Annotated in this window: 23 protein-coding genes; 17 read left to right on the top strand and 6 right to left on the bottom strand. The window is 46.6% G+C overall.

Annotated features, from left to right (window positions below):
- Window positions 1–234: 234 nt before the first annotated feature.
- On the top strand, window positions 235–1,560 hold the full coding sequence (gene hisD, locus ACEW9I_RS14570; RefSeq protein ID WP_373541053.1) for a histidinol dehydrogenase: 1,326 nt from the start codon (window positions 235–237) through the stop codon (window positions 1,558–1,560).
- An 88-nt stretch (window positions 1,561–1,648) separates the two neighbouring features.
- Here the strand turns inward: hisD and ACEW9I_RS14565 are convergent, their stop codons facing one another.
- Window positions 1,649–2,578, bottom strand: a complete 930-nt coding sequence (locus ACEW9I_RS14565; protein WP_373541052.1) for a hypothetical protein — start codon at window positions 2,576–2,578, stop codon at window positions 1,649–1,651.
- A 366-nt stretch (window positions 2,579–2,944) separates the two neighbouring features.
- On the opposite strand from ACEW9I_RS14565, the gene glyQ reads away from it, so the two are divergent.
- Window positions 2,945–3,829: a glycine--tRNA ligase subunit alpha gene (glyQ, locus tag ACEW9I_RS14560; RefSeq protein ID WP_373541051.1), complete on the top strand. Its 885-nt coding sequence runs from the start codon at window positions 2,945–2,947 to the stop codon at window positions 3,827–3,829.
- 106 nt (window positions 3,830–3,935) lie between these two features.
- Here the strand turns inward: glyQ and psbN are convergent, their stop codons facing one another.
- Complete coding sequence (psbN, locus tag ACEW9I_RS14555) at window positions 3,936–4,067, bottom strand: photosystem II reaction center protein PsbN (RefSeq protein WP_309731289.1); 132 nt, start codon at window positions 4,065–4,067, stop codon at window positions 3,936–3,938.
- A gap of 255 nt (window positions 4,068–4,322) precedes the next feature.
- Between psbN and psbH the strand changes: the two genes are divergently transcribed.
- From psbH to ACEW9I_RS14530, 5 genes are all read left to right on the top strand, one after another.
- Window positions 4,323–4,526, top strand: coding sequence for a photosystem II reaction center phosphoprotein PsbH (gene psbH / locus ACEW9I_RS14550; protein WP_373541050.1), 204 nt, complete (start codon window positions 4,323–4,325; stop codon window positions 4,524–4,526).
- A 197-nt stretch (window positions 4,527–4,723) separates the two neighbouring features.
- Window positions 4,724–4,975 (top strand): TatA/E family twin arginine-targeting protein translocase, encoded by a 252-nt coding sequence (locus ACEW9I_RS14545; protein ID WP_373541049.1) that lies wholly within the window; start codon window positions 4,724–4,726, stop codon window positions 4,973–4,975.
- An 80-nt stretch (window positions 4,976–5,055) separates the two neighbouring features.
- Window positions 5,056–5,391, top strand: a complete 336-nt coding sequence (locus ACEW9I_RS14540; protein ID WP_373541048.1) for a cupin domain-containing protein — start codon at window positions 5,056–5,058, stop codon at window positions 5,389–5,391.
- A gap of 289 nt (window positions 5,392–5,680) precedes the next feature.
- Entirely contained in the window at window positions 5,681–5,914 is a 234-nt protein-coding gene (locus ACEW9I_RS14535; protein ID WP_373541047.1) for a type II toxin-antitoxin system HicA family toxin, read from the top strand.
- Window positions 5,904–6,104, top strand: coding sequence for a type II toxin-antitoxin system HicB family antitoxin (locus ACEW9I_RS14530; protein ID WP_373541046.1), 201 nt, complete (start codon window positions 5,904–5,906; stop codon window positions 6,102–6,104). The genes ACEW9I_RS14535 and ACEW9I_RS14530 overlap by 11 nt, the downstream gene beginning before the upstream one ends.
- A 95-nt stretch (window positions 6,105–6,199) precedes the next feature.
- Here ACEW9I_RS14530 and ACEW9I_RS14525 read toward each other — a convergent pair whose 3' ends face one another.
- Window positions 6,200–6,598: a DUF309 domain-containing protein gene (locus ACEW9I_RS14525; RefSeq protein ID WP_373541045.1), complete on the bottom strand. Its 399-nt coding sequence runs from the start codon at window positions 6,596–6,598 to the stop codon at window positions 6,200–6,202.
- Entirely contained in the window at window positions 6,591–7,523 is a 933-nt protein-coding gene (locus tag ACEW9I_RS14520; protein WP_373541044.1) for a cobalamin-binding protein, read from the bottom strand. Before ACEW9I_RS14520 ends, ACEW9I_RS14525 begins: the two co-directional genes overlap by 8 nt.
- 82 nt (window positions 7,524–7,605) lie before the next feature.
- Between ACEW9I_RS14520 and ACEW9I_RS14515 the strand changes: the two genes are divergently transcribed.
- The 10 genes from ACEW9I_RS14515 to ACEW9I_RS14470 all read left to right on the top strand — a co-directional run bounded on the left by ACEW9I_RS14515 (window position 7,606) and on the right by ACEW9I_RS14470 (window position 15,905).
- Window positions 7,606–8,208: a chromophore lyase CpcT/CpeT gene (locus ACEW9I_RS14515; RefSeq protein WP_373541043.1), complete on the top strand. Its 603-nt coding sequence runs from the start codon at window positions 7,606–7,608 to the stop codon at window positions 8,206–8,208.
- Between the two features lie 224 nt (window positions 8,209–8,432).
- Window positions 8,433–9,407 (top strand): NAD-dependent epimerase/dehydratase family protein, encoded by a 975-nt coding sequence (locus tag ACEW9I_RS14510; RefSeq protein WP_373541042.1) that lies wholly within the window; start codon window positions 8,433–8,435, stop codon window positions 9,405–9,407.
- Window positions 9,408–9,523: 116 nt separating this feature from the next.
- A complete protein-coding gene (locus ACEW9I_RS14505; protein ID WP_373541041.1) occupies window positions 9,524–9,961 on the top strand; it encodes an ATP synthase subunit I in 438 nt (145 codons plus the stop codon).
- A gap of 89 nt (window positions 9,962–10,050) precedes the next feature.
- Window positions 10,051–10,809 carry a F0F1 ATP synthase subunit A gene (gene atpB / locus ACEW9I_RS14500; RefSeq protein WP_373541040.1) on the top strand — a complete coding sequence of 253 codons (759 nt, stop codon included), beginning with the start codon at window positions 10,051–10,053 and terminating at the stop codon, window positions 10,807–10,809.
- A gap of 120 nt (window positions 10,810–10,929) precedes the next feature.
- Entirely contained in the window at window positions 10,930–11,175 is a 246-nt protein-coding gene (gene atpE, locus ACEW9I_RS14495) for an ATP synthase F0 subunit C (RefSeq protein WP_373541039.1), read from the top strand.
- A gap of 268 nt (window positions 11,176–11,443) precedes the next feature.
- Window positions 11,444–11,944: a F0F1 ATP synthase subunit B' gene (locus ACEW9I_RS14490; protein WP_373541038.1), complete on the top strand. Its 501-nt coding sequence runs from the start codon at window positions 11,444–11,446 to the stop codon at window positions 11,942–11,944.
- Between the two features lie 130 nt (window positions 11,945–12,074).
- Complete coding sequence (locus tag ACEW9I_RS14485) at window positions 12,075–12,626, top strand: F0F1 ATP synthase subunit B (protein WP_373541037.1); 552 nt, start codon at window positions 12,075–12,077, stop codon at window positions 12,624–12,626.
- The gene (gene atpH / locus ACEW9I_RS14480; protein ID WP_373541036.1) at window positions 12,626–13,174 is read left to right on the top strand and encodes an ATP synthase F1 subunit delta; all 549 of its coding nucleotides are present in this window, start codon (window positions 12,626–12,628) and stop codon (window positions 13,172–13,174) included. Before ACEW9I_RS14485 ends, atpH begins: the two co-directional genes overlap by 1 nt.
- Window positions 13,175–13,306: 132 nt before the next feature.
- Window positions 13,307–14,827, top strand: a complete 1,521-nt coding sequence (gene atpA, locus ACEW9I_RS14475) for a F0F1 ATP synthase subunit alpha (RefSeq protein ID WP_373541035.1) — start codon at window positions 13,307–13,309, stop codon at window positions 14,825–14,827.
- A 127-nt stretch (window positions 14,828–14,954) separates the two neighbouring features.
- Window positions 14,955–15,905: a F0F1 ATP synthase subunit gamma gene (locus tag ACEW9I_RS14470; protein ID WP_373541034.1), complete on the top strand. Its 951-nt coding sequence runs from the start codon at window positions 14,955–14,957 to the stop codon at window positions 15,903–15,905.
- A gap of 92 nt (window positions 15,906–15,997) precedes the next feature.
- Here ACEW9I_RS14470 and ACEW9I_RS14465 read toward each other — a convergent pair whose 3' ends face one another.
- Together ACEW9I_RS14465 and ACEW9I_RS14460 are read right to left on the bottom strand one after the other, a co-directional pair.
- Entirely contained in the window at window positions 15,998–16,957 is a 960-nt protein-coding gene (locus ACEW9I_RS14465) for a PIN domain-containing protein (protein ID WP_373541033.1), read from the bottom strand.
- A 49-nt stretch (window positions 16,958–17,006) separates the two neighbouring features.
- Window positions 17,007–17,900, bottom strand: a complete 894-nt coding sequence (locus ACEW9I_RS14460; RefSeq protein ID WP_373541032.1) for a hypothetical protein — start codon at window positions 17,898–17,900, stop codon at window positions 17,007–17,009.
- Window positions 17,901–17,943 lie beyond the last annotated feature (43 nt).

The following is a 17,943-nucleotide window of genomic DNA, read 5'->3' as shown; positions in this document are numbered from 1 at the left end:
GATCGATTAGATCGATAGAGACAACTAAAAACTATGTTGGGACAGTCACTAAGCCGATCCTCAGTATGGTCTACCTGCCAGGAAAAACTGCCACCAAACTACCAGCAAAGCGCGATCGGTGTTGCGCCAGCCGCCAAAAATCGCGCTAAGCTAGAACATATAAGGTCGCCAAGGATAGACTGTCCCTACAGACCCCCGATCGTTCCACCTTTTGATAATTGGCATTTTTCACCCATGCTGCGAATCATCACTCAGCAGACTGAAGCGCAACAAGAGTTGCAGCGCATCAGTGCCCGTACCCATGACGATGCGATCGTCCACAAAGAAGCCACTGTCAACGAGATCGTCCAAACAGTCCGACGACAGGGTGACAAGGCTTTGATTCACTACACGGCTGAGTTTGACAGTCAAAACCTGACGGTCGATCGGTTGCGGGTCAGTGGTGCCGAACTAGATGCCGCCTATCAACAGGTATCCAAAGAATTGCTCAAGGCGATCGAACTTGCCGCCGCCAATATCGAGGCTTTTCACCGTCAGCGGGTACCCAAATCTTGGGTGACATTTGGCGAAGATGATATCGTGCTCGGCAAGAGGTATCGTCCGGTCGATCGGGCGGGTATTTATGTGCCAGGAGGGCGTGCTTGTTACCCCAGCACGGTACTGATGAATGCAATTCCGGCAAAAGTCGCAGGCGTGCCCCAAGTGGCGATGGTGACGCCCCCAGGAGCCGATAAGAATCTCAATCCTGCTGTCCTCGTCGCCGCGCAAGTAGCTGGAGTGGAGGAAATCTACCGCGTTGGTGGTGCCCAATCGATCGCCGCGCTAGCCTACGGGACTGATACCATTGCCAAAGTAGACGTGATTACTGGCCCTGGCAATATCTACGTTACCCTTGCCAAAAAGCTCGTATATGGGACAGTCGGCATCGACTCCCTCGCTGGGCCATCGGAAGTATTGATTATCGCCGATCGCCATGCCAATCCGAGCCATATTGCGGCGGATCTCTTGGCGCAAGCCGAACACGATCCGATGGCAGCAGCGATTTTGATTACGCCAGACATGCAGCTAGCTACCGCCGTCCAAACTGCCGTCGAAAGTCAACTTCAAAACCACCCCCGCCGGACGCTCACCGAAAAATCGATCGCTCATTATGGACTGATTATCGTTGTCGATAGTCTTGAAGCCGCTACCGAGTTGTCAGATCGCTTCGCACCCGAACACTTGGAACTAAATACTATCGATCCCTGGGCACTAGTAAACCGCATCCGCCACGCTGGAGCAATTTTTATCGGCGATGCCACGCCGGAGGCTGTTGGAGACTATCTCGCTGGTCCCAACCATACGCTCCCGACTTCTGGTGCAGCGCGCTATGCTTCGGCACTGGGAGTAGAGACATTTATGAAGCACTCTAGCCTGATCCAATACTCGCAGACAGCTCTGAGCAAAGTCGGTAATGCGATCGACGCACTTACTAAAGCTGAAGGGTTATTTTCCCACGGCGAATCAGTCCGCTTGCGCTTGAGCGACGGTACGCCAGAACGATTGCGCCCACGCGAGTAAGAAACGAGGATTAAAGAAGATCCAAATGTGCGCCGATGCTGGACACTACTAGTAGGGGCAATTTATGAATTGTCCCTACTAGCTGCGGTTAAGGGCGATCGGGCAATTCCAACTTAGGCGGGAGCGATCGCTTAATCGGCGCAGCTTTTGGCCTAGCTGATTCGCTCCGAGGGAGAGGACTTCTCTCATCCCGATCTTCTGACGGGTTGCGGGCGGGTCTTTTCTCGCCACCATCACCTGGAGGTCTACTCCCGCCCTTGCGGGGTAATTTAGCCCGCAGCGGAGCGACGAAATTGGCACTCAGGATTTCTAAATTGTTATCGACTCTCACCACATCAAAGTCCCAAAAATTGCCTACCAGCTTTTGAGGGAGATCGCCAATCAAGCGGATTTTAAAGTATCGTTCTTCTTCAGTTTTTTTCTTGGGTGCTTGGCGAATTTTGACAAAAATCTCTTTGGTTTCGCGCGATTGATAAATTACCTCACCGCGAATGGAGAAATAAGTATTGGGAATCTCCAAATTCTCGATCGTTGGAATTGGCTGAAGATCTGGCGGTGACTCATCTTGTGCATCAGCTTCCGACTCAGCGAGTGGCTTGATGACCAATTGCGGGTCCCACACGCCCATGATCTGGGCATGAAGTTTGTTGTCTTCCTTCCGAATGCGGGGATATACCACCCACAGGTGAGATTGTGCCAAGTCGAGGTGATTTTTGATAAGACTCATGATCCGACCGAGAATGACCGCATCGATCTGGGCACCATCGTCAGCCAGCATCATTCCTTGATTGAATTCCTCGATCGACGGGACATATTTACCCAAAATCAAACCGATCGCCCGATACTGAAGTGGTTCGCTAGCTGGCGGTATCGGGGTATTTCCCGTCAGTTGCAGCATCGGTGGCAAAGGGGGGTAGTCTGCTGGTTCTGGTCTTTTCGGTCGTTTAATAGGCTTGGCAGGACGAGTGGCAGCTTCTGGATGTGCTGGCGGCTGATTGGGGAATTGTGCAGAACTCATAGAAAATTCCTTCGGACGGAGTCAAATTTTTCGATCTCCCTCTCATAGTAATCGGGATTTTCGAGACAAAATTGTGGATAATGAACTAACCGCACAGATTGGGCACTGTAAAAATGAGACTTTTGCTCGATCGATCGCGCCCACATCCAGTCCTCAAACTACTCTGTAGGCTATCTCATCAATCTAAATGATTTTAGTCACATTCAGTTGCATAATTATTGATGCCAGCCTATTCTAGCAATTTATGACTACTATTCACCCGATCTTTTAGATTACATGGATGACGAGCGTGGGTTAGTCTAATTTTTCAGGTTGCCCGTGGGGACAAAAAGCATAGCTCAGGATCGATCCCAACTCCCAAATCAAATGAACTTTCAATCTGTCGTTACTACTCTCAATCAGTTTTGGAGCGCGCAAGGCTGCGCCATCGTCCAATCCTACGATACTGAAAAAGGTGCTGCCACCAAAAGCCATCATACCTTCTTGCGATCGATCGGCCCCGAACCGTGGTCGGTGGCGTATATCGAACCTTGTCGGCGTCCAGGTGATGGTCGCTATGGTCAAAATCCCAACCGTTATCAACACTACTATCAGTATCAAGTCCTGATCAAACCCTCTCCAGATCGTATTCAGGACGTCTATCTAGACTCGCTCCGCGCTGTGGGGATCGAACCTGAAGACCACGATATTCGCTTTGTCGAAGACAACTGGGAAGACGCGGCGATGGGTGCCTGGGGTGTCGGTTGGGAAGTTTGGTTAGATGGGATGGAAGTGACCCAATTTACCTACTTTCAGCAGTGTGGCGGGATCGATTGTCGTCCGGTATCGATCGAGATTACCTATGGCTTGGAACGGCTATGTATGTACCTGCAAGGAGTGGATGCGATCGCCAATATCCAGTGGAATGATACCCTTACCTACGCTGATATCTATCTCCAGTCGGAGATCGAGCAATCTACCTACAACTTTGAAGCATCCAACCCCGAATTACTGTTCACCTTGTTCGAGCTCTATCAACAAGAAGCCGAGCAACTCATCGCCAAAGGCTTAGTGATGCCTGGTTTGGACTATGTGCTCAAATGTTCTCACACCTTTAATATGCTCGATGCACGGGGCGTAATTTCTGTCACCGAGCGCACTCGGTACATTGCCAAAGTGCGCGGTTTAGCTCGACAAGTTGCCCATCTCTATCTGGCGCAGCGCGAGAAGTTAGGCTTTCCGCTATTGGCTAGATCTGAGGCAATCGTCTAGCGAAGAACATCCAAAAAATGTTTCAAACTGATGAAACCCAAGCGGTGGGCACTGCCCACCCTACGGCTCTGTTCATCGCTGTCAACTGTCAACTGTCAACTGCAATTTAGTCTTCATGATCGTCGAAAGGATCGGACAATTGTTTAGCTGGAGCACCAAACGACATATATAGACCATAGGCAGTGGTGAGGATCACCGCTGCGCCCAACGTAATGCTAAGAACTGTTGCAGATTCCATAGTTAGTTTAATCTCATGATGTTGCTTCTCTTACAATATTAGTGAATTTTACAAAAATTTACCAAAAAGTTTAGGGATCGCTACACATCGAGAGCCGATCTAGTTTCATAAGGGTGAGGCTGATCCATAGCGTCACCTGCTAAAAATAGAACGGATCGGGTGTCGAAAATGGGAATTTTCTTTGGTACACTGAAGGGTGTGGAACATTTCCACCCCCGCAGATAGAGTATCCACATCAAACATCATCGGTGACGCATGGCACAACGTACTAAATTAGGGGATCTACTCAGACCTCTCAATGCTGAATATGGCAAAGTCGTTCCTGGTTGGGGCACTACCCCAGTCATGGGCGTATTTATGGTGTTATTTGCAGTCTTTTTATTGATCATCCTCCAAATCTACAATAACTCTCTGGTTCTGGATAGTTTCACTGTTGACTGGAGTGGTGGCGGACAATAGATCGATTGTGACTGGAGATTGGGGTGGGTAACTAACGGCGATCCCGATCGGGTATTGCCACGCGTTGTAATCAGGAGACTGACTCTACCCCATACCCGATCGCTAGCCACTACACACCAACTATTTGTAAGGTTAACTAAAATAACAGTAGTGGTAGTGACAACCAGACTGTTCGTGCAATTGTAAGGAAAAAGATTATGAATTTTTTTGGGATCGGTTTACCGGAAACTATCGCGATCGCTGTTGTCGTACTATTGGTATTTGGCCCCAAGAAGTTACCAGAAATTGGCAAGAGTCTGGGTAAGGCAATTAAAGGTTTTCAGGAAGCCTCGAACGATTTTCAGTCTGAGTTCAAAAAAGAAGTAGACGCGATCGAAACTGCGGTCAAGTCTCCCAGCCAAATCGAATCGACTGAAGCTGTAAATAATAAATCTGACAGCAATACTTAATATTTATTAAGCTTGGATCGTAATTTACAATAAAGTGCAAACTTTTTAGGTATGTTAGCTGGATCTAGAGGTTGTAATCAATGTCTCAAACTTTTCAGGATTTAGCAACTCAGCAATTCACGGACATAGCAATATTTCCAGGAACGAGTTGGGTTGTGCTAGCGGAGCCTGTTCCGCAAGGATCGATTCACCGCCTCAAAATGAAACAAGGTACGATTATTCCAGTACATACTCACCCTGTTGATGAGTATGTATTTGTAGTTTCTGGCAGCCTGAAAACTGGAGACAGAATCTGTGAAACTGGATGTTTTTGGACGACGCAGAAGGATACAAAGCAGGGAACACACGAAGCGTTAACTGATGTCGAGTTAATTACGATTAGACTTGGAGCAATGGGTGAGTTTGAAGGAATATAACTCTAACCGATAGTATCTGCTTAGGCGAAATGAACCCTGGGTAAAATACTAGAATCTTGAGCTAGTCGATCGACAAAATTACCCACGCCATCAATCCCAATCGGTTGTGTATACAGTGCAACGAGTAATTCAACCAATTCGGTGAAAGATTTATCTGGTTTAATGGATTTATAGTCGATCGATTGTTTATAGTAGTTCGCGTAGCGTAAGCAAAGCCTAATCGTGGTTGAATGAGTGGGGATGAGACTCAATCTGCGATGAAATGGCGATCGGCTAGAGTAGATTTATTATGCCTAAAAAAATTCGTGAAATCAAAAAGCTGCTTACTCAGGCTGGATTCTATATGCGTGAGGGTAAAGGGAGCCATAGCAACTGGAAACATCCGCAGCTAGAAACGATCGTCACAATCGCTAGACGAGATGGGGAAGATGCACCGCGATATTTAGAAAAATTGGTTGAAGAAGCACTAAAAGAACTGGAGTCTCTAACAGATGAATCTGATGAAATACAGCATGAAGATTGAATGGTCTGAAGAAGATAATTGTTATGTGGTGTTTTTGCCAGAATTTACCAGAGCAATGCAACCCGTTTCTGATGGTAATAGCTATGGGGAAGCAGCCCAAAAAGGTCAAGAAGCATTGGAATCCATAATTGAATTTTATCAAGTAGAAGGTTGGTCTTTACCCCAACCTAAACATCTGCAAAATGTGTAAACAATAATATCTTCAATATTCACTCGATCGATATCCAAATACTAATATTCACAGTTGATAAAATAATGACTGTCCAAGATCGGAGACTTATCTGGTTAACTTCTATATTTTATCCTGACAATCGAGGGTAAGGACGTTGAATCTTGCAATAGTCTATCGACAAAATCACCCACGCCTTCAATCCCGATCGATTGTAACGTTGTTAATAAATTACTACTGTCTTGGATAAGTTGGGTGACATCAATTCCCGCATATACTGGCTGATAATAGGGTAATCTACCAATACCTTCACCGAGTAAAGTCACCGCACCGCGCCAGTTGCGATTGTGGAGATGGTAGCAAGCGACGGCGATTTGCAAGACACCTTGATAGAACTTTTTGTCTGGATCGATCGAGTCCATCCACAATGCTTCTAATGTGTCATGACAAGCGTAATATTCGCCTGCATTAAATTCATCAATACCTTGTATCCATTCAAGCGGTATATCATTCATGCAACTTCACCCAACCATTGCCGTGATGACCATAATTACAGACTTGAAGATTGAGAATTTCGGTGAGGATTTCTAGAGATTCTACCAATCTGGGGCCAGGACGATTGAAATAAGCATTACCATCGGTGATGTATACTCGATTCTGCTTAACTGCACTTAGCCGCTCCCACTGCGGATGTTGCGTTAGTGGTTGTGCTTCAGTACGAGTGCGATCGAGATCGAATCCGCAGGGCATGAAGATAATGATGTCAGGATCGGCGGCGATTAATTCATCCCAACTGATGCGGGGCGAATGTTGTCCCGTGACGCCACCAATAGTTTTACCACCTGCCATCTCTACCAATTCAGGAATCCAATTTCCCGCCAACATCAGCGGATCTGTCCACTCGATACAGGCGACTGTAGGCGGATTTGTTAGTAAGTTTTGACATTGAGTTTGACAAGTCTTTACTCTGTCTTGAAGCGCAGAAACGAGCGGTTGCCAATCGACATTTAAGGTTTCCCCAACTCGTTGAATATCTGCCCAGACATCGGCGATCGTGTCGGGCTGAAGTGAGATAATTTGGGGGTGAGAGTTGGTTAATTTCGCAACTGCTGTCTGTACTTCCCCAAAACTTACCGCACAAACATCGCACTGATCTTGGGTAATAATGTGGGTGGGTTGTAACTGAGTAAGTGTATCGAGATTGATATCATAGATACTTATTGCCGCTGTGAGTAATTTATCTACTTCCTGATGAATCTTGCCACTAGACTGATGAGTTGAGAGTCTGGCGGAGGTGCAGATTGCCCGATCTTTGATTTCTGGCGGATAGTCACATTCATGGGAAATACCCACCAATCGATCGACTAATCCCAAACAAGCAATAATTTCCGTGGCACTTGGCAATAGTGAAACTAGCCGGAGCGGTGCTAATTGAGTCATAAATTGTAAGAATAGGATCGGGCAGTGCTTATAAAATCTACAGGTCAATCCAAAATCGTCAATCCAAAATCCAAAATCGACTATGACTCATTCTACCGATATTTCCACCTTGACGCGCTGGATGGCTGGCGATTTTAGCAATCAAGCTCAGGCGTATGAGAATCCACCGTTTTTTGCACATATTCGGGTGTGTATGCGTCCGCTCCCTTATGAATTGTTTGGTGGGGTAAGTTTGTTTCTCGAACAGGCTTATGACTTTATGCTCCACAATCCCTATCGATTGCGGGTGCTAAACTTTGTTATTGTCAACGAGCGGATCGAAATCGAACACTATACGATCGATCCTGAAGCCGAATTTTATGGAGCCGCCCGCAAACCCGAACTATTTCAACAACTCACCCGCGATAAGATAATCAAAATGCCTGGTTGCACGATGATTACCGAATGGACGGGAAGTAGTTTCAAGGGCTATGTGGAGCCAGGAAAGGGCTGTAGGGTCACTCGCAATGGTCAAGATACATATCTGGACAATAGCTTTGAAATCAGCACTCAGCGGCTAATTAGCCTCGATCGCGGTCGCGATCTCGTCACCGACGAGCGCGTCTGGGGATCGATCGCAGGGCCATTTGAATTCACTCAGACAGCTAGTTTCGCGGATGAAATACTACTCGATAAAGTTGCCTAGAAACCAAGATAAATTTGGATATCGATCGATATCCAAAAGATCGGTTAACCCAAGTTGCTACCCATAAACCCCAGCGGTTAGAAACCGCCGCTTGGAGTGCAAAGTCCGCCTTCTCTTCGAGACGCTTCGCGAACGCGGACTAAAACTAGAAACAATATTTGTTTGACCGAACGGCGTTGCTATCGCTCTTGTATAATAATCTCTAATTTCTCATTCCTAACTTAATGCGTATTCTGGTAACTGGTGCTAGTGGTTGTGTCGGTCATTATATTAGCGAAACGCTGATCCAAAATACCGACCACGAGCTATTTTTATTTGTCCGCAACCCTGCCAAATTGCAAGTAGATATCACTGTACGTCAGGGGATTCATGTCATCACCGCAGACATGATGGAAATCGAGCACCAAGCTGAATTACTCAAAACGATCGATGTTGCCGTTCTCACTGCCGCTGGTTGGGGTGGACAGGAAGCGTTTGATATCAACTATACAAAAACACATGTTTTATTCGACTTGCTCGACCCCCAAGTGTGTCAGCAAGTCATCTATTTCTCGACTCAAAGTGTCCTCGATCGCCAAAATCAATTACTACCAGAAGCGGGTAAGATTGGGACGGATTATATTTTGTCTAAATATCAGTGTTTGGACAAAATAACCCAGGCAAGAAATGCTCCTGACGGCGCACACCAAATTGCAGCCAAAATCACGACGGTGTTTCCAACTTTAGTGTTTGGTGGTGATGATACCAAACCTTATTCTTTTCTGTCGGCAGACTTGACAAACATCTCTAAATATGCTCGGATATTGCAGTGGTTTACGGCTGATGGCAGCTTCCACTTTATTCATGGCAAAGATATCGCCGAAGTCGTCAGACATCTGATCGCGCATCCCGAAATTGCCGATAAATACGATCGTCAGATTGTTTTGGGGAATAATCTTGTGACGGCGGATGCAGGGATTAAAGAAATCTGTGCTTACTTTGGTAAAAAAAGTCCCTTTCAGATCCCGCTGTCGATCGCGATCGCCAACTTTTTTATTAAACTGTTCAAGATTCAAATGGCTGAATGGGACAGGTTTTGTCTAGATTACCGTCACTTTGGCTCGACCAACCCAGTGAGTCCAGCGACTTTTGGACTACCGAGTTATGCTCCAACAATTACAGATGTCTTCCGAACTCGCGGTCTGGTGCGGGGCAAATGACTACCAGTGCGGTTGTCATCAGTAGACCAAAAATCACCGATTTTTTTTAAGTATTGTTGCCGCTCGATGATACAATCGATCATGGTCGATTCGGGATCGAATAACACTAAACTGCTGTGACTACTGATGAAACGCCTCAACTGACAGAATTAGTCGATGAGGAAACGACACCAGAGGAATCTAGTGTCATCTCATCAGGAGACTCGATGGGTGAGTATCAACAGCTCAAACAAGAGTTGTATTTGATTACGATCGGGATTACGGCTGTGGCATTTGCCGCAGTGACGTATTTTTACGATCTGAAGGTTGCCTTCAATTACCTGTTGGGTGCAGCCGCAGGAGTGGTGTACTTGAGACTGCTAGCAAAAGATGTAGATCGCATTGGTAACGAATCCGTGAAGCTGAGTCTCGATCGTCAAGCTCTCGTTGTAGTCTTGATGCTTGTAGCTGCTAAATGGCACCAACTGCAAATTCTGCCAGTCTTTTTGGGGTTTTTGACCTACAAAGCAGCACTCATAGTCTATCTCGTGCGAACAATCTCGATCGGTGATTAAAATCCGATCGGGTGCGAACTAGCGCGGAATCGACCAGCAATAGCAGTAACTGCAATTTTGGTAAACGATCGCGAGACAATGGCTCCTAGATGCACATGTTAGATGGTTCAAACATCATAAATCTCCTGCCCTTGGCGGCATTGGATGTCGGTCATCACTTGTATTGGCGACTAGGAAATCTCCAAATCCACGGTCAGGTATTTCTCACCTCTTGGTTTGTAATCGGGTTGCTGCTGATCGCGGCAATCGCCGCTACTCGGAATGTCCAACGCATTCCCCGTGGGATTCAAAACCTGATGGAGTATGCCTTGGAGTATATTCGCAATTTAAGTAAAGACCAAATTGGTGAGAAGGAGTATCGTCCTTGGGTGCCATTTATCGGTACTCTGTTTCTATTCATCTTTTTATCAAATTGGTCTGGTGCATTACTCCCCTGGAAGCTGATTCACTTGCCATCCGGCGAACTAGCCGCGCCAACCAACGACATCAATACTACGGTAGCACTGGCATTGCTGACGTCTTTGGCTTATTTTTATGCAGGTTTCCGCAAACGTGGTTTGGGATATCTCGCTAAATATATCGAACCGACACCAATCCTGTTACCGATAAATATCCTCGAAGACTTCACTAAACCGTTGTCCCTAAGCTTCCGTTTATTCGGGAACATCCTTGCGGATGAATTAGTGGTCGGCGTACTAGTCCTACTAGTTCCGTTTATTGTCCCGATTCCAGTTATGCTGTTAGGGTTGTTTACTAGTGCCATCCAAGCGTTGGTATTTGCGACACTAGCTGCTGTCTACATCGGTGAAGCGATCGAAGGTCACGGCGAACACGAAGAAGAACACTAAATTTGGTGAATGGTGAATGGTGAATGGTAGATGGTGAATAACTAGAAGCTGTGAACTGGCACTACTAACTGAATGAATGTCAATTAATATTCTCTCAATCATTTTTTAAGGTAAATACACATGAATCCTACTGTTGCTGCTGCTTCCGTTATCGCTGCTGCTCTTGCTGTCGGTCTAGCTTCCATCGGTCCTGGTCTCGGTCAAGGTACCGCTGCTGGTCAAGCTGTAGAAGGGATTGCACGTCAACCCGAAGCTGAAGGCAAAATTCGCGGCACTCTGCTACTCTCCTTGGCATTCATGGAATCTTTGACGATCTATGGTCTAGTTGTAGCTCTGATTCTGTTATTTGCTAACCCCTTCGCATAATCTCACAATCAATCATCGGTAGGAACGGACAGTATTAGTTGACAGTTGAAAGTTGAAAGTTGAGAGTTGAGAGTTGACAGCGATTTGCGCTCCTCGGGTTCCCCGAGGGTTTAGCAAATCAAGACAGCGAATCAAGACAGTTGACGGTGGATTCTTTGAAGTAGGAACTTTAGCTCTTAACTAAGCACCACTTACGACTTACTACTTACAACCTACGGCTTACTGCCGATTTCCTTCCGAACTTAAATTTCCAAGGAAAGCATAAAAGATGATCCCACAATGGACACTACTGCTAGCAGAAGTAGCAGAAGTAGCAGAAGTAGCCGAGAAAGGTAAACTGTTTGACTTTGATGCCACCTTGCCCTTGATGGCAATCCAATTTGTCATTTTGGTCGCTGCATTGAACACGCTGTTTTACAAACCCCTTGGTAAAGTACTAGACGATCGCGATGAGTATATTCGTGGCGGTTTGGGCGATGCTAAAGCCAAACTAGCAGAAGCTGAAACGATCGCCAAAAAATATGAGGCAGAACTAGCCAGTACCAGACGCGAATCCCAAGCAGTCATCGCCACAGCCAAAGCTGAAGCTCAAAAAATTGCTGCCGGACAACTCGCCGAAACTCAACAAGCGGCTCAAGTTCAACGCGAACAAGCCCAACTAGAAATCGACCAACAAAAGCAGTCTGCGTTTACGGCTCTAGAGCCACAAGTAGAAGCACTCAGCCGTCAAATCTTGACCAAATTGTTGGGAGCCGAGTTAGTTAAGTAACATAACCTGCTAGCCAGATTAAAACAGTTAATAGCGAACAGTTAACAGTGACAATTAATGTAACTATGACTCGATCGCTCATCGCCAATAACTGAACACCAATCGAATCGCCCAGTTCTAGCATACATATATGATGGGAAATTTTTTATTCCTCGCCACAGCCGAAGCCACAGCCGAAGCCACAGCCGAAACAGGTGGTGTCAGCTTAAACACAGATTTAATCGAAGCCAACTTATTTAATCTCGTTCTGGTCTTGATTTTTGTATTTGTCTTCGGACGCAAGCTCTTGACGGAGATCTTGACCGAACGCCGTCTGGCGATCGAAACTGCGATCCAAGATACCGAAGCTCGGCAAAAACAAGCCATGTCCGCGCTCGAAGTAGCCAAGAAAAATCTGGCTCAAGCGAAAACCGAAGCGGAAAATATCCGTAAGACGGCAGTTACCAGCGCGGAAAATGCCAAAGCAGAAATCGCCGCCAAAGCTGCCGCTGATATCGAGCGGATGCAGGAACTAGCTGCTGCTGATACCAGCAACGAGCAGGACAAAGCCGTCGCCGAACTCCGTGCGCGAGTGACCAAGTTGGCAATGGAACGAGCCGAAGCTCAAATCAAAGATCTGCTCACCGACTCCGCTCAGTCCGAGCTAGTCGATCGCAGCATCGCATTAGTAGGAGGTAAATAATGAAAGATAGTGCCATTGGTAGTGTCGTACTCAACCCCTATGCGGACGCCCTGATGTCCCTGGCTCAGTCTCAAAATCTAGTCGATGAATTTGGTAGCAACTGTGCTGACTTGTTGGGACTACTCGATGAGTCGCCAGAACTGAATCAAATCTTGGCAAATCCGATCGTCAAAATTGCCGACAAAAAAGCAATTTTGGGTAAGATTGTCACCGACAAGATTCACCCATTCATGGCAAACTTTTTGATGATCCTAGTAGATCGTCGTCGCATTGGCTACTTGGCAGGAATTTGTAAGCGTTATCAAGCCGCCTTGCGAGACTTAAAAGGAATTGTACTGGCGGAAGTCACTAGTGCAGTCGCGCTAACTGACGCCCAGACCCAATCAGTTCGCGATCGCGTCCAAGGCATGACCAGCGCAGCTAGTGTCGAGATTGAGACTAAAATCGATCCAGATATCATCGGTGGAGTAATCATCAAAGTTGGTTCTCAAGTAATTGATTCCAGCCTCCGCGCCGAAATCCGTCGCCTGGGTCTGAGCATTGCTTAGAGGGTAGAGGGTAGGGAGTAAGGATTTAGTAAAGTAAAGCCTAAAACCTAACACCTAACGCCTAAGACCTCAAGCCTGATACCTAACACCTAGAGCCTCAAGCCTAATTCCTATAAAAGTAAATAAATAATTATGATTAGTATCAGACCTGACGAAATCAGTAGTATTATTCGCCAGCAAATCGAACAATATACCCAAGACGTCAAATCATCCAACGTCGGTACCGTCCTCCAAGTCGGCGATGGCATCGCCCGTGTTTATGGCTTGGATAAAGTTATGTCTGGGGAACTCGTCGAGTTTGAAGACGCGAGTGTGGGCTTGGCTCTCAACCTCGAAGCCGATAACGTCGGTGTGGTATTGATGAGCAACGGTCGGAATATCCAAGAAGGTAGTGCAGTCAAAGCGACTGGTAAGATCGCGCAGATCCCAGTCGGTGATGCCATTATCGGTCGAGTAGTCGATGCTTTGGCTCGTCCGCTCGATGGCAAAGGTGATATTGCCACTACGACCACCCGCCTGATTGAATTCATGGCACCAGGGATTATCGAGCGACGCTCGGTATATGAACCCATGCAGACGGGGATTACCGCTATCGATGCGATGATTCCAGTTGGGCGCGGACAACGGGAACTGATCATCGGTGACAGACAGACTGGTAAAACTTCGATCGCGATCGATACGATCATCAACCAGAAAGAAGAAAATGTAGTCTGTGTATATGTCGCGATCGGTCAGAAAGCCTCTACCGTTGCCAATATCGTCAACGTGCTCGAAGAAGCTGGCGCGATGTCCTACACGGTCGTTGTCGCTGCTAATGCCAACGATCCTGCAACTCTCCAATACTTCGCACCCTATACTGGTGCGGCGATCGCTGAGTACTTCATGTATCAAGGTAAAGCGACCCTGATCATCTATGATGACTTGTCCAAACAAGCGCAAGCATATCGCCAAATGTCCCTCTTGCTCCGTCGCCCACCAGGACGTGAAGCATATCCTGGCGACGTATTCTACATTCACTCCCGCTTACTAGAGCGCGCTGCCAAACTCAGCGACGAACTCGGCGGTGGTAGTATGACTGCCCTCCCGATCATCGAAACTCAAGGTAGTGACGTATCTGCCTACATTCCTACCAACGTAATTTCGATTACTGACGGTCAAATCTTCCTCTCCTCCGACCTCTTCAACTCTGGTCTGCGTCCCGCCATCAACGCGGGGATCTCCGTATCCCGTGTCGGTTCCGCCGCCCAGACCAAAGCCATGAAAAAGGTCGCAGGTAAACTCAAACTCGAACTCGCACAGTTTGACGACCTCCAAGCCTTCGCTCAATTTGCATCCGACCTCGACCAAGCGACCCAAAATCAACTCGCTCGTGGTGCGCGCCTCCGCGAAATTCTCAAGCAGCCTCAGTACTCACCACTATCAGTACCCGAGCAAGTCGCGCTTGTATATGCAGGCTTGAATGGCTATCTCGACGATATCGCCGTCGATAAAGTCACTGGTTATACAGCAGCACTCAAGGACTACCTCAAAAATAGCAAACCTGAGTACGCTCAAACTATCAAAGACAACAAAATGCAGCTCACTGATGAAGCCGAAACGCTCCTTAAAGCCGCACTAGTTGAATGTAAGAAATCCTTCTTAGCCGCAGCCTAGAATACTAGGGATAATGACAGCACAGTAGAAACCGTAGGGGTGCCCCTTGTGGGTACCCTAACGTTTACAGGTATCCACAAGAGATACCCCTACAGTATTTAAAATTACTAATTAATATTTAAAAAATATGGCTAACTTAAAACTTATTCGGGATCAGATCCAATCAGTTAAAAATACTAAAAAAATTACCGAAGCGATGCGTTTAGTAGCCGCTGCGAAAGTCCGGCGCGCACAGCAACAAGTAGTTGCGACGCGTCCTTTTGCTGACAGATTGGCGCAAGTGTTATATAGCCTCAAAAGTCGGCTGACATTTGCTGATGCTACTTCACCTTTTCTCCAGCAACGCGAAGCTAAATGTGTCGGCATCTTGGTCGTCACAGGCGATCGCGGATTGTGTGGCGGTTATAATAGTTCGATTATCAAAAAAGCCGAACTCCGTGCTAAAGAACTCAAAGCACAAGGTTTAGATTATAAATTTGTCACTGTCGGACGTAAAGCTACTCAATATTTTCAACGTCGCAATCAACCCATCAGTGCTGACTATACGGGGTTAGAACAAATCCCTACGGCTGCGGAAGCTAGTAATATCGCCGATGAACTGCTTTCGCTGTTCCTGTCTGAAGGCGTAGACAGAGTAGAGCTGGTTTATACCAAGTTTGTGTCGTTGATTGCTTCTCGCCCCGTCGTTCAGACCTTACTACCATTGACACCCCAAGGATTGGAAGTGCCTGATGATGAAGTCTTCCGCCTCACTAGTCGCGGTGGCAATTTCAGCGTCGAGCGAGAAAAATTGGATACGTCCGTGCAACCGCTACCGAGTGATACGATCTTTGAACAAGATCCCAATCAAATCCTCGATGCACTATTACCGCTGTACCTCAATAACCAACTCCTGCGTGCGCTCCAAGAAGCAGCAGCCAGCGAACTGGCTGCGCGGATGACAGCGATGAATAATGCCAGCGACAACGCCAAGCAACTGATCGGTTCGTTGACACTCAGCTATAACAAAGCACGTCAAGCGGCAATTACTCAAGAAATCTTGGAAGTTGTCGGCGGTGCCGAAGCCCTGCAAGGTTAGATCGAAATCTATCGATTGAGGATGCCAAAGGGTGAGGACAGATCCCCAAGATCCCCAACTTCTTCAAGAAGTCGGGGATCTTGTATCTAAACTTATTGATTCTCACCTAATAATCCGGCGATCGCGACTAAGCTAGCAGTATCTAAATACTGCTTGTTATTGGCAACTACTGATGATAAGAAACTTCTCACGCGATCGTCTTCGATCGACCAAACTACTTGACGGTTAGAGATAGCCGCAGCGACGATCGTATTGACTTGAGCGGCGTTAAACTCTGAGTAGTAACTTAATTTGGCGATCGCCGATTGAGTGCTGGCGATCGATTGACTGGTTACTAAATCTCTAATTAAGAACTCTTTGTCGCGAGCACTAGCTAGAGCAATTTCTGGGAACTGTTCTTTACAGAAACTAGATAACCGCTTATAAAAGTAGATTTTTGTCTGCTTCCGATCGTACCATTCATTGAGTAAGAAATCATTAAATTCATCATCATTTAATGCCGAACAATAGTCTTTATCCCCCGTTACAAAATAGAGATCTTCCCCTGCTGGCAGTTCGTCGAGTAGACACTCCCAATTGATCGCATCACCTAAAGAATTGTTCTTGCCTGGGGGATTGCCAACACCCATGCGGAATCTCGCGCGATCGAGAGTGGTGGGATGATTTGTGAGCTTTTTCCCCAATCTGAATAACGACTGAATAATCCGATCGGCTTTGAGGTTTTTGGCTTTGATATCGAGCGCAATTTTGGCGGTTAGTGCGACGTGAGCCTGTTCATAGAGCTTGAGTGATTCGCGTAAAATATCGATTTCTGGATAATCTTCACATATTTGGGGATATTGAGGATTGAAGGTTTGGGTACGGAGGGATTTGATGGCACCATCGATCCGTTGGTCGCGGTTGCGGTTGAATTCATCTAGGATTTGATCGGTAAGGACCAGCGTAATTTGGTGTCGATCGATCGCGTCGATTAGTTTATTCAGTTCGGCTAAATCTTCTTGGTTGAGTGAATAAAAAGATAGGAGAATATTAGTATCTATGAATAGCTGCATGTTTAGATTAGTGAAAATAATAATGTGACGCAGGTAGGGTCGTAGCTACTTACAACCCAGTTAGATCGATATCTAGGGATGGTACTTTAGTAGTGCCCTTGGGTGGGGAAAATTTAAAACTGGCATTGTTGATGACTGGTTGAGGATTGCGATCGATAATTTTTTCGGTGAGTGTAAAGTTGTTGCTACTATCTTTGGGATCGAGTTTGCCAGTAAATTCGATTTGTTTGAGGATACCTGTTTGCGGATCGACCAAACCATTAAAGATCCAGTTTTCAAGCTGATTAGTGTAGGAATAGGCATACAATTCTCGACCATCAACTTGCTGTCTACTTCCTTGCAAGTCTTTAATTTGATTTTCAGGAAGAGAGGTCAATACAGTAGGACTGACAGCTAGAGCTGCCTTGAGATCGCGCCGAGTTGGTTCGGTGACTGTGAGAAAGAAGATCGATGATAGACCGATGAGATATGAGTAGGGTTGTAATTGAAATTTGGCGATGGTAGTCTGGGAATATTGGCGGCGATCGGGTCGATAGATCCAGACTTTGCGACCATCTGAGACGATCGTATACTTGGCTGTCGGCGGTTGACCAGGCTGTACGAAAACTAGTGAGGAACGAAACTCACCACTACTTTTGGCTATTGTTGTAGTTTGAGCATAAACCTTCACATCTACACCTCGATCTTGTACCGTCATGACAAGTTGAGAGTCGGTTTTAGCTTTATTTGTTTGCAGAAATAAGCTTAAAACCTTGCCCAACAGGGTCAGATCTGGCTTGGTTGTTGCTGGTGATTGGGGTGAGATTGAGGGTGCAGGTTGTGGCTCAGTTGTGGTTGGGAGTGGTGAAGCTGGTGATGCTGGGGGGAGTTGGGCTGAAGCGGTACTAGCACAACCGATAATGAGAGTAGCGACGATCGTGCCGAGCAAGAATTTAGACATCATAAGCGTAGGGAATGAAGAGCTACTTTGAGCCGATAAGTGCCAT

The sequence above is a fragment of the Chamaesiphon sp. genome (genome assembly GCF_041738855.1).
GTDB lineage: Bacteria > Cyanobacteriota > Cyanobacteriia > Cyanobacteriales > Chamaesiphonaceae > Chamaesiphon.
The sequence above is the reverse complement of the archived record's forward strand: the minus strand, read 5'-3'. Positions and strand labels throughout refer to the sequence as shown.

What these genes read in the sequence shown, in the direction of transcription:
- hisD (WP_373541053.1), top strand. Translation starts at nt 235, where the DNA reads ATGCTGCGAATCATCACTCAGCAGACTGAAGCGCAACAAGAGTTGCAG.
- ACEW9I_RS14565 (WP_373541052.1), bottom strand. Translation starts at nt 2,578, where the DNA reads ATGAGTTCTGCACAATTCCCCAATCAGCCGCCAGCACATCCAGAAGCT.
- glyQ (WP_373541051.1), top strand. Translation starts at nt 2,945, where the DNA reads ATGAACTTTCAATCTGTCGTTACTACTCTCAATCAGTTTTGGAGCGCG.
- psbN (WP_309731289.1), bottom strand. Translation starts at nt 4,067, where the DNA reads ATGGAATCTGCAACAGTTCTTAGCATTACGTTGGGCGCAGCGGTGATC.
- psbH (WP_373541050.1), top strand. Translation starts at nt 4,323, where the DNA reads ATGGCACAACGTACTAAATTAGGGGATCTACTCAGACCTCTCAATGCT.
- ACEW9I_RS14545 (WP_373541049.1), top strand. Translation starts at nt 4,724, where the DNA reads ATGAATTTTTTTGGGATCGGTTTACCGGAAACTATCGCGATCGCTGTT.
- ACEW9I_RS14540 (WP_373541048.1), top strand. Translation starts at nt 5,056, where the DNA reads ATGTCTCAAACTTTTCAGGATTTAGCAACTCAGCAATTCACGGACATA.
- ACEW9I_RS14535 (WP_373541047.1), top strand. Translation starts at nt 5,681, where the DNA reads ATGCCTAAAAAAATTCGTGAAATCAAAAAGCTGCTTACTCAGGCTGGA.
- ACEW9I_RS14530 (WP_373541046.1), top strand. Translation starts at nt 5,904, where the DNA reads ATGAAGATTGAATGGTCTGAAGAAGATAATTGTTATGTGGTGTTTTTG.
- ACEW9I_RS14525 (WP_373541045.1), bottom strand. Translation starts at nt 6,598, where the DNA reads ATGAATGATATACCGCTTGAATGGATACAAGGTATTGATGAATTTAAT.
- ACEW9I_RS14520 (WP_373541044.1), bottom strand. Translation starts at nt 7,523, where the DNA reads ATGACTCAATTAGCACCGCTCCGGCTAGTTTCACTATTGCCAAGTGCC.
- ACEW9I_RS14515 (WP_373541043.1), top strand. Translation starts at nt 7,606, where the DNA reads ATGACTCATTCTACCGATATTTCCACCTTGACGCGCTGGATGGCTGGC.
- ACEW9I_RS14510 (WP_373541042.1), top strand. Translation starts at nt 8,433, where the DNA reads ATGCGTATTCTGGTAACTGGTGCTAGTGGTTGTGTCGGTCATTATATT.
- atpB (WP_373541040.1), top strand. Translation starts at nt 10,051, where the DNA reads ATGCACATGTTAGATGGTTCAAACATCATAAATCTCCTGCCCTTGGCG.
- atpE (WP_373541039.1), top strand. Translation starts at nt 10,930, where the DNA reads ATGAATCCTACTGTTGCTGCTGCTTCCGTTATCGCTGCTGCTCTTGCT.
- ACEW9I_RS14490 (WP_373541038.1), top strand. Translation starts at nt 11,444, where the DNA reads ATGATCCCACAATGGACACTACTGCTAGCAGAAGTAGCAGAAGTAGCA.
- ACEW9I_RS14485 (WP_373541037.1), top strand. Translation starts at nt 12,075, where the DNA reads ATGATGGGAAATTTTTTATTCCTCGCCACAGCCGAAGCCACAGCCGAA.
- atpH (WP_373541036.1), top strand. Translation starts at nt 12,626, where the DNA reads ATGAAAGATAGTGCCATTGGTAGTGTCGTACTCAACCCCTATGCGGAC.
- atpA (WP_373541035.1), top strand. Translation starts at nt 13,307, where the DNA reads ATGATTAGTATCAGACCTGACGAAATCAGTAGTATTATTCGCCAGCAA.
- ACEW9I_RS14470 (WP_373541034.1), top strand. Translation starts at nt 14,955, where the DNA reads ATGGCTAACTTAAAACTTATTCGGGATCAGATCCAATCAGTTAAAAAT.
- ACEW9I_RS14465 (WP_373541033.1), bottom strand. Translation starts at nt 16,957, where the DNA reads ATGCAGCTATTCATAGATACTAATATTCTCCTATCTTTTTATTCACTC.
- ACEW9I_RS14460 (WP_373541032.1), bottom strand. Translation starts at nt 17,900, where the DNA reads ATGATGTCTAAATTCTTGCTCGGCACGATCGTCGCTACTCTCATTATC.